General features: G+C 43.4%; 11 protein-coding genes. 6 read left to right on the forward strand and 5 right to left on the reverse strand.

The genetic code is table 11. The features are described 5' to 3' along the window. Positions 1-150: 150 nt before the first annotated feature. The 3 genes from CLI64_RS09920 to CLI64_RS09930 form a co-directional block, all read right to left on the reverse strand. Positions 151-1,650 (reverse strand): dolichyl-phosphate-mannose--protein mannosyltransferase, encoded by a 1,500-nt coding sequence (locus CLI64_RS09920; RefSeq protein ID WP_103137070.1) that lies wholly within the window; start codon positions 1,648-1,650, stop codon positions 151-153. A gap of 64 nt (positions 1,651-1,714) precedes the next feature. Further along, positions 1,715-2,992 carry a cell wall metabolism sensor histidine kinase WalK gene (locus CLI64_RS09925; protein ID WP_103137071.1) on the reverse strand — a complete coding sequence of 426 codons (1,278 nt, stop codon included), beginning with the start codon at positions 2,990-2,992 and terminating at the stop codon, positions 1,715-1,717. Between the two features lie 153 nt (positions 2,993-3,145). Continuing rightward, complete coding sequence (locus CLI64_RS09930; protein WP_103137072.1) at positions 3,146-3,820, reverse strand: response regulator transcription factor; 675 nt, start codon at positions 3,818-3,820, stop codon at positions 3,146-3,148. Positions 3,821-3,978: 158 nt separating this feature from the next. Here CLI64_RS09930 and CLI64_RS09935 point away from each other — a divergent pair, with 158 nt between their 5' ends. The 4 genes from CLI64_RS09935 (at position 3,979) to CLI64_RS09950 (ending at position 9,948) form a co-directional block, all read left to right on the forward strand. Then, positions 3,979-4,380: a hypothetical protein gene (locus CLI64_RS09935; protein WP_225977553.1), complete on the forward strand. Its 402-nt coding sequence runs from the start codon at positions 3,979-3,981 to the stop codon at positions 4,378-4,380. A gap of 179 nt (positions 4,381-4,559) precedes the next feature. After that, positions 4,560-5,909: an efflux RND transporter periplasmic adaptor subunit gene (locus CLI64_RS09940; protein WP_103137073.1), complete on the forward strand. Its 1,350-nt coding sequence runs from the start codon at positions 4,560-4,562 to the stop codon at positions 5,907-5,909. 134 nt (positions 5,910-6,043) lie between these two features. After that, on the forward strand, positions 6,044-9,211 hold the full coding sequence (locus CLI64_RS09945; protein ID WP_103137074.1) for an efflux RND transporter permease subunit: 3,168 nt from the start codon (positions 6,044-6,046) through the stop codon (positions 9,209-9,211). Between the two features lie 317 nt (positions 9,212-9,528). Next, positions 9,529-9,948, forward strand: coding sequence for a fasciclin domain-containing protein (locus tag CLI64_RS09950; protein ID WP_103137075.1), 420 nt, complete (start codon positions 9,529-9,531; stop codon positions 9,946-9,948). Between the two features lie 286 nt (positions 9,949-10,234). Here CLI64_RS09950 and ppsA read toward each other — a convergent pair whose 3' ends face one another. Both ppsA and ftsH read right to left on the reverse strand, forming a co-directional pair. After that, the gene (gene ppsA, locus CLI64_RS09955) at positions 10,235-12,796 is read right to left on the reverse strand and encodes a phosphoenolpyruvate synthase (RefSeq protein ID WP_103137076.1); all 2,562 of its coding nucleotides are present in this window, start codon (positions 12,794-12,796) and stop codon (positions 10,235-10,237) included. Between the two features lie 526 nt (positions 12,797-13,322). Continuing rightward, positions 13,323-15,260, reverse strand: coding sequence for an ATP-dependent zinc metalloprotease FtsH (gene ftsH, locus CLI64_RS09960; protein ID WP_103137077.1), 1,938 nt, complete (start codon positions 15,258-15,260; stop codon positions 13,323-13,325). Positions 15,261-15,504: 244 nt separating this feature from the next. Here ftsH and CLI64_RS09965 point away from each other — a divergent pair, with 244 nt between their 5' ends. Both CLI64_RS09965 and CLI64_RS09970 read left to right on the forward strand, forming a co-directional pair. After that, positions 15,505-15,696, forward strand: coding sequence for a hypothetical protein (locus tag CLI64_RS09965; protein WP_103137078.1), 192 nt, complete (start codon positions 15,505-15,507; stop codon positions 15,694-15,696). A 90-nt stretch (positions 15,697-15,786) separates the two neighbouring features. Next, positions 15,787-16,926: an AI-2E family transporter gene (locus CLI64_RS09970; RefSeq protein ID WP_103137079.1), complete on the forward strand. Its 1,140-nt coding sequence runs from the start codon at positions 15,787-15,789 to the stop codon at positions 16,924-16,926. Positions 16,927-16,953 lie beyond the last annotated feature (27 nt).

Here is a 16,953-nt window from a genome sequence, read left to right on the forward strand (position 1 = left end):
TAAACCTAAAGAAAAGATAAAATTCAGCGAACTAGACAATGAACCTGATAATTAATGACTAATGTACGGTGGATTTAAGCAAAATCTCCGTTTGACAAAGTAAATCGCTCACAGAACCCGCCCCTACTGACTAATGACTATTCCCCAATATCAAATCCAAGAATTAAACCACATTCTCATTCGATAGCCTTCAGGTGAAATAGGTAAACCTAAATAAATCGGCAGCCAGAATACAAAAGCGGCAATAATCATGAAAGAAATAGTTACGCCAACAACTCGCAGTGAGCGATGATAACTATATAGACATTGATTTACAAACCAGGCGATCGCTAAAAAAGCAAACACTACACCCGTCATATAATGATAGATAAATACACACCTTGTAACTCTCACCCAAGGTAGTAAATTCACAAAATAATTCAAGACTAAATATAACGCCACCCACGTTTCAACAGAGAGATTTTCTGGCAGTAACAATCGTCTTTGCTTCAAAATAGGAATTACAATTGGCGCGACAAGCATCAACAGTAAAAATAAGATAGCTACAGCACCAAACCACCATAAGAAAGGATTTCCCAGTGCGTGGACATCATAAACCACACCTCCTGCATTAGCGGGTAAAGGTGGGCCGAAAACTGGTAGCGGATCAGTTATGCGATGTGCTGTTTGATAATAATAAGCCATCGGTCGAGTTAGTAACGGCCATTTATACCAAGCCGCACAATAGGGATGAACTGTAGGAGAATTACCGGATAGTTCCTTATGAAATGCAAAAATTTGCTCATGTACTGCAATAAATCCAAATTGGTTATTGATTTGCAGATGAGGAATCCAAATGAGACTATAAACACTCAGAGGAATAATTCCCAGAAATAATATACATTGACCAATATTAATTTGTGTCAATTTTTGTATTGGTAAAAGTGGGGAAATATGAGATTCTTTTTGATGAGATGAGTTATTTATAGAAAATTCCAATAAATTTATGATAATTTTCGCAAGTTCATGTTTATGAGTAATTAATTCGTAGATCCAAGCGAATCCCCAAATGGCATAGATACCCACTAAAAAAAAGACACCATTCCATTTTGTGGCACAGGAAGCCCCAAGAGCGACACCTGCCAATCCTAAATACACTAATCTAGTTTTTTGTTTCTGGGACAGGGCTAATAAAAATAAAAATTGCCCCAATAATCCAAACAAAACTATATAAATATTAATCAAAGCGTAGCGGGACTCGACAATAAAGATACCATCTAAAGCAGCGAATAAACCTGAGAGAACTGCAAAACTGCGACGGTAACTTAATTGATAGGCAATATTGGCGATAATCAAGGGAATAAATGAGCCAGATAAAGCATTCATCCAGCGATAACTCCAAGGCGATCGCAATGAACCTGTAAGTCCATTAACTGATTCTTGCCAAAATGGAAAATGGCTACTCAGCCAAATTCCTATAGCAATCATATATTTACCTAAAGGCGGATGTGCGTCAAAAAATTGGGTATGGGTGAGATAGTCATTACCGTACTTAGCGTAATAAACTTCATCAAACACTAAAGTATTAAATCTATCCAGTCCCCAAAAACGTAAAGCCAGGGATATTAAGAAAATCCCTACTAAGCACAGGCGATAAATGTTTTTAGTCATTAGTCATTAGTCATTAGTCATTAGTTTATCTCCCTGCCCCCTGCCCCCTGCCCAATCCCAACCCCTACCCCTTCAACGGCAAATCAATTTCAAAAGTTGAACCTTGACCAACTATACTTTTAACAGATATTTGTCCTTGATGGGCTTGGACTATTTGTTGTGCGATCGCAAGTCCTAGTCCAAAACCTCCTGTTTGGCGAGAACGCACGGTGTCTACTCGATAAAAGCGATCAAAAATATAGGGTAAGTCAGGTGCGGGAATGCCGATACCATTATCTACGACTTGAATGATAACGTGATGAGACTGGACTAAAAGAAGTAACTGTACTTTACCTTCTGCTGGCGTATATTTGAATGCGTTACTGAGGAGATTAATCACAGCTTGTTTGAGTAAATTTACGTCTGCACGCAGCATTACTGATTGTTCTGGTAGATGTGTGCTGAAATTGAGATTTTGCGCCACGGCTTGAGGGGTGAATTCAGAATTGAGCGATCGCAATATGTCCCGCAGATCAATCTGTTGTAACGTAGTCTCAGCTAGAGAACCATCATTGCGTGACAAAAACAGCAAGTTATTAATCAACACACTCATAGACTTAGCCGTTTCCACAATCTTTTGTAATCGCTGTCTTTGTTCGATGATGTCTTCCGGTGGCATCAAAGCAACTTGAGCATTACTTAATACAGTGGCTACAGGTGTCCGCAATTCATGGGAAGCATCGGCGGTGAAACGCTGTAATTGTTGATAAGCGCGCAGAGATGGACGCATCGCCAAACCACCTAAAAACCATCCTGTAATCCCAATCACACCAAAAGTAATCGGAACACCCAAAGCTAAGAATAATCGCGCCTGATTTAGACTGTGGCGAAGAGAGTCCATAGGCGCGGCTGTCTGAAAATAGCCGATGAGTTCCTTATCTTGAACGATGGGAATAGTAACTTGACGAACCCATAATGGATTGTAGTCAGGCTTTTCTGTACTCCTGGATACTTGTAGCGTTTGAAACATCTGCTCTGTAGTTAACTGTTTATCACCAGATGAGCCGATAAACTGTACAAGTTGTTTTTGCGAGTTATACCACCGAGCATAAATCATACCCCCATTCAAACCAGCACCATTTTCTAACTGATTTTTTTCTGGGGGATTTTGCCATTGACTTTGATACAAATAATACTGATTTTTCGTCGCAAAGCTTTTACCTTGCTGAAACAATTCATCATCGAACAATCGTAATTGCTCTTCCACATTCAAACAATAACCCACCCCCGCAAAAGCAAATAAAATCCCCCCCATCGATAAAGCAAACCAGTGAGCAAGATTACGGCGGCTAGAGTCAAACATTTTTAGTCAATAGTCAATAGTCAATAGTCAATAGTCATTAGTCAATAGTCATTAGTTGATAGTCAGCACTCATTACTCAATAGTCATTAGTCAATAGTCATTAGTTGATAGTCAGCACTCATTACTCATTACTCATTACTCATTACTCATTACCTAACCAGGCGGATTCAGCCGATAACCGACGCGATGGACTGTTTCTAGCCAATCTCTTGCGTCTACGACTTGCAGGCGTTGGCGGAGGCGGCGCACTAGGGTGGTGATGGCGTTACTTTCGGGTTCTTCTCCGTAACTCCATAAGGCTTGTTCAATTTGATCATGGGATAGAACTTGACGGGGATGGCGCATGAGATATTCCATTAATTGGAATTCTCGACTAGAAAGTTGAGTTGTGGCTGTTCCTCGTTCAATCGTCAAACTGGCTAAATGCAGGTGTAAATCTTCTAGGGTGAGAATATCACCTTGCCACATTGGCGATCGCCTACCCAAAGCCCTCACTCGTGCCAATAACTCTAGCACATCCACGGGCTTGACTAGGTAATCATCAGCCCCCGCATCTAATCCCATGACTTTATCTGCTACAGTGTCTTTTGCTGTCAACATCAGCACTGGCGAGAGTTTACCGGCTTGGCGATATATTTGACACAGTTCTACACCACTGACCTTGGGTAACATCCAATCTAAAATCAGTAAATCATAGTCTTTACGAAAAGCGTACCATTGAGCCGTTTCACCATCTGCGATCGCATCAACTAAATGTCCGCCTTTCAACAATGCTGCTCGCAGAGGTTCTAATTGCTCTGGGTCATCTTCTACCAGTAAGATCAGCATCGCATTTACTCAAGTAACTATGATTTGTACTTACTAATTCTCACATTAACCAAACAAGGTGACATAAAAATGTCACAGTTAGGCTGGAGAATGAGAGATGAGAAACAACAAGGTATACAAGCTAGAATTTTGGCTCAATGCCCCATTCCCAATGCCCAATGCCCAAATCTATGTATCAACCTAACTTTGTTCGCGTCTTACATAACTTAGGTTTTGTGTTTTGGTTATCTTTGCCGTTAATTGGGTTAGTTTTTTGGCTGGGAAGTGGTTTGATTGGTGATCAAATACTGAGTCGCACCCATAACCACAAAAAATATTTGCAAGTCAATACCCAATCAACACGCCAGATGATGAAAAAGGTAGTGGCTATTGAGGCGGAAATTCTTCAGTCACAAGGGATTTCGATGGTAAAGGTAACAACCAATCATTCCGTCCTCAAAACCATGATATTTGAGTTTGCAATCACCGAACCCAAACGCATAGAAGCTAAACTAAGTCGGGAATTAGGCTTATCACAGGAAAGAGTCAAAGAACTGATTCGTTATCAAAAGTTGCAGTAATTGACTGTTGACTATTGACTGTTGACTGTTGACTATTGACTATTGACTAATTTTCGTAATCTTTTTTAATCTAAATATAAAATTCGTCATTATTTTGTCATATTCATTTGCGAAACTACAGGGGAGCTAATTTCTAGCAATTTCAACACTGATCCCTCAATAGTCTGCCGTCTAACGCTATGGATACTTCTGAAGCTCAAGTTTCAACACCTGAAACCCCGTCAGACAGTTCTGTGTCTTCTTCTGAGTTAGTACCAGTCCGTTCTGGTAAACCTTGGTTGCGGACATTATTGGTTATTGGTTTGCTAACTGGGGGTGCAATTTTGTGGCGGATGTTGATTCCTGGTGGGACACCACAACCTTCTGTAGCCCAACAGCGACAGGTACAACCACCGCGTCCGATTGAAACTACTACCCTAGCCAGGGGAACTGCTACCAGAAGTGTACAGCTTTTGGGACAGGTGGAAGCAACTCAACAATCTACACTCCGCGCCCAAACTGGCGGTATTGTCAGAGAAATCTTAGTGCAGCCAGGCGATCGCGTCAAGGCAGGGATGGTGATTGCAGTTCTAGATGACTCTGACCAAAAATTGGCAATTTCTCAAGCTAGAGCGCAATTAGCACAGCAAATCAGCAATTTAGCCCGCTTAGAAGTAGGGACGCGTCCAGAAATTATCGCCCAGCGTCAGGCGGCGGTGAAATCAGCTCAAGCCAGGGAGAGGGAAGCCCAAGACAACCTCAAGCGCACCAGCGACTTAGTGAAAGAGGGAGCTTTATCGCAGAGATTATTAGTGGAAGCACAAGCTAGATTAGATGATATCCGAGGGGAACTATTAGAAGCCCAAGCGCAACTTTCCGAAGCCAAAGCCGGGCCAATTCGGGAAGAAATCGCCGCCCAAAAAGCTAATGTCGCCGCAGCTAAAGCTAACTTAGCCCAAGCCGAACTAGCACAGCAACGTACCAGGATTGTAGCAGCGCAATCTGGGATGGTACAGACACGACACATCAGTAACGGTGATTTAGTCCAAAGTTCTGGGGAAATTGTCACTTTAGTAGCAGGCGATCGCTTCGATATTTTCCTAGAGTTACCAGAACAACTCAGTGGTCAAGTTAACCCTGGTATGACTATCGACTTAACAGCCCGTGCCTTACCGCAGTGGAAACAACGAGCTAGAATTACAGCCGTCGTTCCCTCGGCTGACCCCGCCTCCCGCCGTCAACGGGTGCGTGTCCAAATTAACAATCCACCCTCTGGATTATTACCAGGAATGGCGATCGCAGGTAATTTAACTATGCCTTCAAACCGTTCTAGTTTTGTAGTTTCTAGAGATGCTTTAACCAGAAGACAAGATAAATGGTTAGTCTTCACCGTGGCTGAGAACAAAGCCCAACAACTAGAAGTAGAGATGGTTGCAGACATGGGTGAAAAAGTGGCCATTTATCATCCCACTCTTAAGACAGGTCAAGCCATTGTCCTCCGTGGCGGTGACGGCTTGCAAGATGGCGTGCCTGTGAAAGTTGTGAAGTAAAGACCTAACCCCCAACCCCTTCCCTACCAGGGAAGGGGAGTAAGACTCAAAGCCTCTCTCCTTGTAGGAGAGAGGTTTGGAGAGAGGTCAAAACCATAAACAAATCCCAATCCCCAGTCCCCAATCCCCTAACTATGAAATTCATCGAAACTGCTGTACGTTGGCGACACGGCACGTTTGTCCTCTTCTGCTTATTGGCAATTTTGGGTGTATTTTCCCTATTCAGCTTACCTTTGGAATTGCAACCAGGAGGCGATCGCCCGGAAATTACCATCACCACAACCTACCCAGGCGCAGGCCCTTCGGAGGTGGAAGATTTAATCACCCGTCCCATTGAGGAACAGATGGAACAGGTATTGGGAGTCCAGGAAATCAGCAGTAGCTCCCGTGCGGGACGTAGTAGTATTACACTGGAATTTGCCCAAAATGCCAATGTGCAGGAACGGATGATTGATGTGATCAACCGTTTGCAGCAGGTGAACGATTTACCCCCAGAAGCCCAAGAATCGAGTGTGGAATTAGTGGGTGGTAACAGTTCCCCGATGATGTGGATTCCTTTTGATACTAAGGAAGGATTTGAACCAGATTCTAACCGCTATCGTGATTTAGCCGAGGAAGTCGTGATTCCCAGACTGCGGCGAGTGCAGGGAACTGGGCAATTTTTATTAGTAGGTGGACAACAACGGGAAGTAGAAGTCAAAATTGACCCCAAAGCATTAAGCGATCGCAATTTAACTATCGGTGATGTCGTCCGGGTACTGCGGGAAAATAACCGTGATATTCGGGGCGGCCCGTTAATTTTAGGACGCAGAGAATACCGTGTTCGTACCGTCAGCCGTTCCCAGGATTTATCGGAAATTGAGGGTTTTGTTTTACGGCGTGACCAATCAGGTACAGTTTACCTGCGGGATGTGGCACAGGTACAAATGGGACGCAAACCCCAAGATAGTGCTTTGATTTTCAATGGTAAACCAGGGGTAGCCATTGGGGTAATTCGTCAAATTGGGGCGAATGTCCCAGAGGTGGCTAAGGGTGTGAGGGCAGAAATTACTGCACTGCAAGCCGAGTTTGATCAACAAAATCAAGGGATTCGCTTTGCTTACAACTACGACGAAAGTCAATACATTAATCAATCAGTGGCGTTTGTGCAAGGAAACTTGGTAACGGGGGCGTTACTGGCTACCATTGTCTTGATTTTGTTCCTGGGTTCAATGCGGACTGTAGCGGTAGTGGCGATTACTATCCCTACAACTTTAGTGATGGTGTTTATTGTTATGTCTGCGTTGGGACGAACACTCAATATTATTAGTTTGGCAGGACTAGCCTTTGCTGTGGGGATGGTTGTAGATAATGCGATCGTGGTAATTGAGAATATCTTCACCCAGATGCAACAGGGTAAAAGTCCCTTGCGCGCGGCAATTGAGGCTACCCAGGAAGTCTGGGGGGCAATGTTGGGTTCTACCTTAACTAACGTGGTAGTATTTGCACCCTTACTGATGGTGACAGGTGAAGCAGGACGACTGTATGCAGATATGGCAATTACCCTTTCTGCATCTTCTCTATTTTCCTTATTTGCGGCTTTAACTTTAGTTCCCATGCTGTCGGGACTCTTCCTCAAACAATCAGAAGCAATGCAAATGATGGAGGGGGGAGAATATCGGGGTGGTAATTGGTTAGAACGGGCGGTGGCGAAAACTTCTTTAGTATTTCGCCATTTTCAAGGTAAATTAGAAAACTTTCTCGCTTCTACAGTCAGTTGGTCATTAGGACGGAAGCGGGTTGGTAGACGGTTGTTAGTGCTGTCAATTCCCTTGGTATTATTATTTGTGAGTGTGTTATTATTGCCACCTGCGGATTATTTACCAGAAGGGAATCGTAACTTAGTGGTGGTTAGGGCTGAACCCTTACCAGGGACAAGCATTCCCGAAGCCATTCGCCAATCTGAACCCATACGAGAATTTTTGCGATCGCAACCAGAGGTAGAGCGTACTTTATACGTTGACCGTCCAGGGGCATTACGGGGAATTGCGACTATTTTAAAACCGGAATTTGCCACCACTCAAGGTTTAGCTGAAATGGTAGACAGGTTACGCGCCCAAACTGGGAACTTTGCTGGCTACCGCTTCATAGTTCCCACACGTATATCGATTTTCCGCGATCCTGGTAAGGAATTTGAGGTGGATATCGTCGGAGATGACTTAAATCAGTTGGGTGACATAGAAAAGCAAATCACCGCCAAATTACGCCAACTTCCCGGCGTGCAGAACGTCCGTTCTAACTACGTCGCCGGTGCGGCTGAACTGCAAGTGATTCCTAACCGTGAACGTCTGGCAGAAGTAGGGCTTTCAGAAGCCGAAATTGGTTCAATGGTAGAAGCTGCTTTGGGGGGACGCATCGCCTCTAATTATATTGATGGTAAAGAAGAACTCGACGTGTCAGTAGAACTCCAAAACACAGCCGTCGAGACACCAGAACAACTGCGGCAATTACCACTCTACAGCCAAGGGCGACAGGTACAACTCGGTGATGTGGCTGAAATTAAGGAAACCACAGGGCCAGATGTAATTAATCACGTTAACTTAGAACGTTCCATTAGTCTCACTGTCTCCGTCGCACCCGACGCGCCGCTAGGAACATTAGTAGAACGTACCGAAGCGGAAATTTTAGCACCATTACGGGCGAGTCTTCCCCCAGATTACAGTTTAGAATTAGCAGGTTCAGCCGACCAATTAGCTAAAACAGTCAGTGAATTAGCCTTAGCGTTTGTGTTTTCGATTTTCATTACATATCTACTACTGGTGGCTTTATATCGTTCCTTCTTGTACCCAGTAGTAATTATGGCGACTGTCCCAATGGGGATGAGTGGCGCACTATTAAGTTTAGTCATTGCCAACAACATTCCAGGAATGAATGTGGCGTTAGATATGATTACGGCATTGGGTTTCGTGATTTTGACAGGTATCGTTGTCAATAACGCCATTTTGTTAGTTGATAGAGCCTTACAACTCCAACAAGCAGGCGAAGATTATGATGCTTCCTTGTATAATGCCACAAGCGATCGCCTCCGAGCCATTTTCATGTCGGCAGGAACAAGCGTCATCGGGATGTTACCTTTAGCAGTGCTACCAGGACAAGGTTCAGAACTCTATCAAGGATTAGGTATCGTCCTCACTGGTGGTTTAGCATTTTCCACAATTTTGACACCTACAGTTGTACCTGCACTTATGGGTTTACTGTATGACCTCTCTGGACGGAAATCTACATCTGTTGAGTACAAAGCCTTAGTAGAAACCAAACAATAGGAGAAATGAGTGCGAAATTAATCTGAGAAATTCTCAGTGGTTCTCTCACCAGGCTGAGAACGGAAGCTTATAAGAGGCAGGGGGAGAGGTAAAAACCTTGCCCGTTGCGATGTACAAGCTCCCCTGCTCATGAGTCTCTGTTGGTTGAAGCCCCACTCCTTATGGGTGGTTTTCTCCCCTGCACCCTGCACCCCTGCTTGTTCATATGCTTCTTTGAGGGTGAGATTGCTTGTAACCTTTCTCTTGATAGAGGTTAACCACTTTTGTCTGTTTATAAGTTGGTGGTAACTGTGAAGTTAATAAATTAACCAAATATTATGGCTAACATTGTGGAAACTGCTGTCAAAGCTGGAACTTTCAATAAATTAGTCCAGGCTGCTGAAGCTGCACAAATCTTGGATACCCTCAAAAGTCCAGGTTCACTGACGCTGTTCGCACCTACTGACGAAGCTTTTGCAAAGTTACCAGAGGGAACTTTAGAAGCATTGCAAAAAGATATCTCCAAGCTCAAAAAGATTGTGACATATCATATGGCCTTTGGCGATGTTAGGTCTGATGATTTAGCACAAATTGAAGAAGCAGAAACAGTAGAAGGATCAGTTCTAGCAATTGAATCCACCAAAGATGGGTTTAAGGTCAACAATGCTAAAGTCCTACAAACAGACATCCTCGCTGATAATGGAGTGATTCACGTTATTGACGCAGTATTAATGCCAGCAATGGTGGCTGGAAAATAGCGAATACCCAGACTGATACCAAGTTGCTCTCAAAGATAGTAACCTGGGGTGGGGAGTGTGGGGAGTGTGGGGTGTAGGAATACTATTTCTGAAAGCAACTTAGTATGAATAACAGTCAACAGTTAGTGGGGGCGGGTTCTGTGAGATATTCACGTTGTCAAACAGTTATTTTGGTTAAACCCGCCCGTACATTTAGTCAATAGTCAACAAGTATAAAATGCGCGGATGGTTTTACACATATCCGCGCATTCAGCAATATTTTTACTCAGTTGTTAACTATTTCTTGTTAACTCTTCTCTACCTTCGCTACTTCTAACATAGTCTTCAAAACCGAATCAGGATTGAGACTAATCGAATCAATTCCCTGTTCTACCAAAAACTGAGTAAATTCGGGGTAGTCGCTGGGTGCTTGTCCACAAATCCCGATTTTGCGGTTGTGTTTTTTCGCTGCTTCGATAGCCATTTTGACCATTTGCTTCACAGCCGGACTGCGTTCATCAAACAGTCGTGCCACTAAAGCCGAATCTCTATCTAATCCTAATGTCAACTGAGTTAAATCATTAGAACCTATAGAGAAACCGTCAAATACCTCAGCAAACTGTTCCGCCATAATCACGTTACTGGGTAACTCGCACATGACATAAACTTGCAAGTTATTCACGCCTTGTTCAAGTCCATTTTTTGCCATCTCTGCTAAAACTAACCGTCCCTCTTCGGGAGTGCGACAGAAGGGAATCATCGGAATAACGTTGGTTAAACCCATTTCTTCCCGTACCCGTTTAATGGCTTGACACTCTAGGGCGAAACCTTCTCTATAACCTTCATCATAATATCTGGCTGCACCCCGCCAACCCAACATCGGGTTTTCTTCTTTCGGTTCAAATTGTCTCCCACCTTCCAAATTGGCGTACTCATTACTCTTAAAGTCAGACATCCGCACAATCACAGGTTTAGGATAAAACGCAGCCGCAATTCTGCCTATGCCTTGGGCTAATTTATCGACAAAATACTGCGGCTTATCTGCATACATAGCCGTAATAGCAGCTATTTTGGCTTTAGCTTGGGCATCTTCTAATTTGTCGTAGTAAATTAACGCTAAAGGATGAATTTGGATTTGGTTAGCAATAATAAACTCAGTCCGCGCCAAACCTACGCCATCGTTAGGAATTGCAGATAAACTCAAAGCTTCTTGGGGATTTCCCACATTCATTAAAATCTGGGTACGAGTACGGGGTAAATTTTCTAAGGCTACCTCTTCCACTTCAAAGGGTAATAAACCTGCGTACACTTTACCCTCTTCCCCTTCCGCACAAGAAACTGTCACTTCTTGTCCTGTGGTTAAAACCTCCGTCGCATTACCACAACCAACGATCGCCGGCACACCTAATTCCCGTGCGATAATTGCAGCATGACAAGTCCGTCCCCCAGCATTGGTAATAATTGCGCTGGCGCGTTTCATAATCGGTTCCCAGTCGGGATCTGTTCTCTGGGTAACTAACACCTCCCCAGCTTGGAAGCTATCAATTTCTTTCACATCCAAAATCACCCGCACTTTCCCCTGACTAATAGCTTCACCTATTGCCCTACCAGTGGTGAGTGGGGAGTGGGGAGTGCTGTTAGCGGAAGCGGGGCGTTTAGCCCGTGGAGAGTGCTGAGTGGGGAGTGGAGAGTGCTGAGTGGGGAGTGCTGAGTCATTACTTTGTCTCCCCTGTTCCCCATGCCCCATGCCCCATGCCCCATGCCCTAAAAGCCGATAACTCCGCAAAACATTGCCATTTTTCTGCGACTGGACGGTTTCTGGACGCGCCTGTACGATAAATAGTTGATTAGTAATCCCATCTTTAGCCCATTCAATATCCATCGGTGTGTAAGTTCCGTGGACTTGGGAATAATGTTCTTCAATTAAACAAGCCCAATCTGCTAGTTGTAAAATCTCTGCATCACTCAAAGCAAATTTATTTCGTTCTACGGTGGATACAGGAATATTTTTCGTCAAATTTGCGCCTTCATCGTAGACCATTTTTAATTCTTTACTGCCCAATTTTTTATCAATGATGGGGCGAAAGCCGTCTTTTAATGTGGGTTTAAATACATAATATTCATCGGGGTTAACTGTTCCTTGAACGACGTTTTCCCCTAAGCCATAAGCAGCAGTAATTAAAGCTGCATCTTTAAAGCCTGTTTCTGTATCAATAGAAAACATCACCCCAGAGGTTGCTAGGTCAGAACGCACCATTTTCTGCACACCCACCGCCAAAGCAACGCTAAAATGGTCAAATCCTTTGGTGTGACGATAGGAAATTGCCCTATCGGTAAAGAGAGACGCAAAACAACGATGGCAAGCTGTTAATACACCTTCAACACCAACCACATTTAAATAGGTTTCTTGCTGTCCGGCGAAACTCGCATCTGGTAAATCTTCGGCGGTAGCACTAGAACGCACAGCAACATCTGTATTAGGGTTGTACAGTTCACACAGACTTTTGTAAGCATGAGCGATCGCCTGTCGTAATTCTACCGGAAAAGGTGTATTCATCAGGAGCGATCGCGCCTGTTTTCCTCTAGCTTGTAATTTTTTGACATCTTCTACATCTAAATCTGCAAATAATGCTCGTAATTTCTCTTCTAAACCCGCCGACTCCATGAAATAACGATAAGCATAAGCAGTAGTCGCAAAGCCTGTGGGTACATTCACACCTTTGGGTGTTAACTGTTGAATCATTTCCCCTAAAGACGCATTCTTCCCACCCACTAAACCAATATCTGCAATTCCCACTTCATCAAACCAGAGAACAAGCGATTTCTCTTTAGAGAATTGAGCCACAGCCTGATGAGATACTGTAACCATAAAAATTACCTCCCCGATGTTACTCTGGTTGTTGATAATAAGTGTGTTTTTGACTAATTTTTTGATTTGTCAATTCCCAGCCCAATAGACACGCAATATCGTGTTTTCTATCTTGCTTGATTGCTTAATCTTTCCTTTGGGATCACGATAACAAAAAAAAATCGATTTTGGTTTTGCTTTTAAAACAATTCATCTTTGTCAGCAATTTATCTCCAAAGATAGAGGTTTGTTTTAATATTTTGTAACATGGTCAGCTATTTGAAATTATCCAGAATAAAATTGATCCCCGACTATTTTACGTAGCCAGTATAAATTTCACTATAGTCTGGGGAGAGCGATCGCTTTCCACAATTACATATTTATGTAAATTAAAATACCCGACATTGACGAGAATGGTATTTTGTTGAGCAAGCTAAAAATCAACAGTATGAATATTTAATGGGGGATTGGGGACGAAAAAGGGCAAAAGGTAAAAGATGATTTTTTACCTTTTACCTTTTGCCTTTTACCTTTTGCCTTTCTTCCCCTACACCAACAATGTTTGCAGCAAGGGTTTATCTGGTGATAACTTACCTGTTCGCAACCATTCTGAGAGTTCGTCTGGTGTTTTCACTTGTTTGAGACGTTCCCGCAGTGCTGTACCTTCGAGAATTTCTTTTTGCAATAGTTCCTGGGCTGTTTCTTCTAACAACTCACGGTTATGTTGCAAAATACTCAAGGCGATGTGGTGAGCATTATCCACGATTTGCTTAACTTCGCGGTCAATTTCCTCAGCCACCTTCGGACTAATGGAACGTCGGGGATTACCGTAACCTTCGAGGAATTGTTGTTGAATCTTTTCAAATGCTACTGGCCCTAATTGGTCACTCATTCCATATAAAGTGACATAGCGTTCTGCTAAGTCAGTGGCTTTTTGAATGTCATCACTCGCGCCGGTGGAAACCTTACCAAAGACAACTTCTTCGGCGGAACGTCCACCCAACAGGGTAGCAATCCGACCGCGAATTTCATCTTCAATCATTAAAAAGCGGTCTTCTTCGGGCATTTGAATTGTATAACCCAATGCACCCACACCACGGGGAACTACAGAAATTTTCTCAACTCTGCCAGCCCCAGGCATCAAAGCCCCAATGATGGCATGACCAACTTCGTGATAGGCGACGGTTTTCTTTTCAGTCTCATTTAACACACGGGAGCGTTTTTCTAAACCAGCCACCACCCGTTCAATCGCTTCATTGAAATCAGCCATCACAACAGCCGGGCGATTTTGTCTAGCAGCTAACAGTGCAGCCTCATTAACGAGGTTGGCTAAATCTGCACCAGCAAAACCTGGTGTTTTAATGGCGATCGCTCCCAATTCTACATCATCAGCTAGTTTGACGTTTCTGGCGTGGACTTTGAGAATCGCTTCTCGACCAATTTTATCAGGACGGTCTACCACAACTTGACGGTCGAAGCGACCAGGACGGCGCAAAGCGGGGTCAAGAACTTCGGGACGGTTAGTAGCAGCGATGATAATCACACCGGTATTAGCGTCAAAGCCATCCATTTCTGTGAGTAGCTGGTTGAGGGTTTGTTCCCGTTCATCGTTACCACCAACAAAGCCACCAGCACCACCGCGAGATTTACCCAGTGCGTCTAACTCATCGATGAAGACAATACAGGGGGCTTGTTTTTTAGCTTGTTCAAACAAGTCACGCACCCGCGCCGCACCCACACCGACGAATAACTCAATAAATTCCGAACCAGAGATACTAAAGAATGGTACACCAGCTTCCCCAGCGATCGCTTTTGCCAGTAATGTCTTACCAGTTCCCGGTGGCCCTACTAACAGCACACCTTTGGGGATTTTCGCGCCTAATTGGGTGTATTTACCTGCATTCTTCAAGAAATCCACAATTTCTTCTAATTCGGCTTTAGCTTCGTCTACCCCAGCCACATCGGGGAATTTTACGCCGGTGCTACCTTCAGAGTAAATGCGTGCTTTACTTTTACCTACAGTCAATGCAGCCGGGCCGCCACCTTGACGATTAATTAAAAAGCCCCAAATACCGAAGAAAATTAACGGGGGTGCTACCCAACTAAGTAAAGTCCCAATCCAACCATTTTGATTTGGTGGAGGTGCAGCAAACTCAACGTTATTCTCACGGAGAATTTTCGGTAAATCCAAGTCAATAGCTACTGGTGTGGTGAGAAATACCTGTTGAGTGGCTTGACCTTCAGAAGTTTGGGTTTTGAGAGAATATTCAATGCGATCGCCGCCTACAATGGCTTTATCTACATTCCCTGCTTGGACTTGAGCAATAAAATCACTATAGGGGACTTGTGGCAATCGCGGGCCGAAAAAGCTAGGAACAATGAAATTTAGCAGTAACAATAAAGTCAGCAAAATCAGAAAGCTACCACCAAATTGCCGTAACCTCGGCGGTTTGATTTTTTTATTATTATCAGTTTCTACAGGCATTCTTTATCACCTCAAATGGAATTAGTCAATAGTCAATAGTCAATAGTCATTACTCCTTACTTATTACTCAGCACGGGCTAAACGCCCCGCTTCCGCTAACAGCACTCACTACTTAATGCCCCACCAAATTAAGACAAAATGTGAATTGTAAAGGTTTGTGTAGTTATAGGTCTATTCTAAAGACTAGATCATGCACTCTGAGTGAGTAGATACCCTACTGAAAAATGTGAATTGCCGTACTTCTATGGAAAATCAGTTAAGTTTTATTGTGAAGTTGCTCTTAGCCTCAGCATTACTATCGGCGTTAATTAAGTACGTGGCTCCCTATTTTCCCCTTCCTGCCACCGATACAACTGCTTTAGTTACTGTTTTGTTACCTACTTTGATTATGGCGATCGCACTGGCCTGGCGATTCCAAGCACAAAAACAAACTTAACTAAAAACCTCTAGGCGAGAACGGTAAAAATCAGCTAACCTACTGGAACTGCAAGGAATTTGCATCACGCCAAAAGCTGGGAGTCAACCTGTGAACCTTGGTCAATGGATAGGCTTAATCGCCATAGTTCTTTCTTTATATATATTGTGGCAAATTCGGGAAGTGTTGCTGCTGATGTTTGCCGCAGTGGTTTTAGCCACTACCTTAAATCGGCTAGCTAGGCGGTTACAACAAACCGGTCTCAAGCGAGGACTATCGGTGTTTCTCTCGGTAGTGATATTCTTTGCTGTTGTCATCGGTTTTTTCTGGTTGATCGTCCCACCTTTTGCCCAGCAGTTTCAGGAAGTAACCTATCGTGTACCTCAAGGGGTGAACCGTTTTAATACTTGGATGAATGAATTAAGACCCCTTGTCCCGCCACAATTAATTCCTTTCATCCCAGATATCAACAGTTTAATTCAACAAGCACAGCCTTTTGTGAATCGAGTTTTAGGCAGTTCTTTTGCTGTTGTTTCTGTTTCCTTTGGTGCGCTTTTAAATGTGCTGTTAGTCTTAGTGTTAACGGGAATGTTATTAGTTGACCCCTTGGCTTATCGCAGGGTATTTGTGAGACTGTTTCCCTCATTTTATCGCCGCCGAGTCGAAGGGATTTTAGACAAGTGTGAACTCTCCTTAGAAGGATGGGTGACAGGCGCACTCATCGCTATGGGCGTAGTAGGATTGATGAGTGTAGTTGGCTTATCAATTTTAAAAGTAAAAGCCGCATTAGCTTTAGGAGTTTTAGCCGGATTTTTAAATTTAATTCCTAATCTCGGCCCCACAATGAGCGTAGTTCCAGCAATGGCGATCGCGCTTTTAGATAATCCGTGGAAAGCCGTTGCTGTTTTGGGTTTATATTTTGTTATTCAACAGGCAGAAAGTAATTTCATTACACCTTATGTAATGGCACAACAAGTGTCTTTACTACCAGCAGTCACCTTAATTTCCCAATTATTTTTCGTGACTTTCTTCGGCTTTTTAGGGTTATTTTTAGCTTTACCTTTAACAGTTGTCTTCAAAATTTGGGTGCAAGAAGTATTAATTAAAGATGTATTAGATGAATGGGGAAATAATCATGAGCAAGAAACTGAGTTAGTCATAGTTTCTCAACCCCCTGAAGATAAAGAAAAATGGTCAGAGGAAAAACCAGTTAATCATCTAAGTGATGATGCTGTATCTCCAGAAGATTAGATATAGCGATCGCAGTTAATTTTATCA

Source organism: Nostoc sp. CENA543 (assembly GCF_002896875.1).
Classification (GTDB): domain Bacteria; phylum Cyanobacteriota; class Cyanobacteriia; order Cyanobacteriales; family Nostocaceae; genus Trichormus.